This window comes from Vibrio sp. R-1, assembly GCF_035615595.1.
GTDB classification, from domain to species: Bacteria; Pseudomonadota; Gammaproteobacteria; order Enterobacterales; family Vibrionaceae; genus Vibrio; species Vibrio cholerae.
On record NZ_WPDC01000223.1, the window covers coordinates 1 to 1,017 of the forward strand.

The 1,017-nt window shown below is 50.6% G+C and carries 3 protein-coding genes; all 3 read left to right on the forward strand.

Annotation, left to right across the window (positions count from 1 at the left end; genetic code table 11):
* The coding region (locus GOU96_RS17755; protein ID WP_324702095.1) for a 4Fe-4S binding protein at positions 1-189 on the forward strand (189 nt) is incomplete at its 5' end.
* A gap of 26 nt (positions 190-215) precedes the next feature.
* Positions 216-536 (forward strand): chaperone NapD, encoded by a 321-nt coding sequence (locus tag GOU96_RS17760; protein ID WP_000082212.1) that lies wholly within the window; start codon positions 216-218, stop codon positions 534-536.
* The coding region (locus tag GOU96_RS17765) for a molybdopterin-dependent oxidoreductase (protein ID WP_324702096.1) at positions 533-1,017 on the forward strand (485 nt) is incomplete at its 3' end. The genes GOU96_RS17760 and GOU96_RS17765, both read left to right, overlap by 4 nt.

Consider the following 1,017-nt stretch of genomic DNA (forward strand, 5'->3'; position numbering starts at 1 on the left):
GCTCAACAGCAAGTGGAGTGCCGCTCTTGCCAAGATGCCTGCCCAGAAGAGGCGATTCATTTTGCTTTGCAAATCGGCCGCACCGCAAGCCCGCAGGTTAACAGCGAACTGTGCTCCGGTTGCGGAGCTTGCGTTTCGGTTTGTCCCAGTAACGCAATGACGGTTCACTACACCCAACACATCGCTTAAACGGCGTGGATAAATTGGAGAGCAAGATGTCACAACCCTCAGCTTCACTGCACGAAGTACACATTTCCAGCTTGGTGGTTCACACCTTGCCAGAGCATTTGCTCACAGTGAAACAGCAGGTGAGCGAGCTGCGTGATGTGGAAATTTACGGCGAGGATCCGCAAGGCAAACTCGTCGTGGTGATTGAAACCGATCGTCAAGGCTTCATCACCGAAACCATAGAACATATCAATAATCTTCCCAATGTACTCAACGCTTTTCTGGTGTTTCATCAGGTAGAGACGGTAACGGAAGAAGAACGATTACACACTGGAAATACCTTTTCTGAACTCGAGGGTAATGTATGAAAATGACCAGACGTGCGTTTGTGAAAGCAAACGCAGCCGCCTCAGCTGCGGCGGTTGCAGGGATCACCCTCCCCGCATCTGCCACCAACTTGATCGCTAGCTCCGATCAAACCGCAATTCATTGGGACAAAGCACCTTGCCGTTTTTGTGGTACAGGCTGTTCTGTACTGGTCGGAACCCAAGATGGTCGAGTTGTCGCCACACAAGGTGATCCTGAAGCTCCAGTAAACAAAGGCCTTAACTGCATTAAGGGCTACTTCCTCTCCAAAATCATGTACGGTCAAGATCGCTTAAAAACGCCGCTGCTGCGCATGAAAGATGGCCAATACCACAAAGACGGTGAATTCACTCCAGTCTCTTGGGATACCGCATTTGATGTGATGGCTGAAAAATGGAAAGCTTCGCTTAAAACCAAAGGCCCGACCAGCGTGGGTATGTTCGGTTCTGGTCAGTGGACAGTGATGGAAGGCTACGCGGCGGT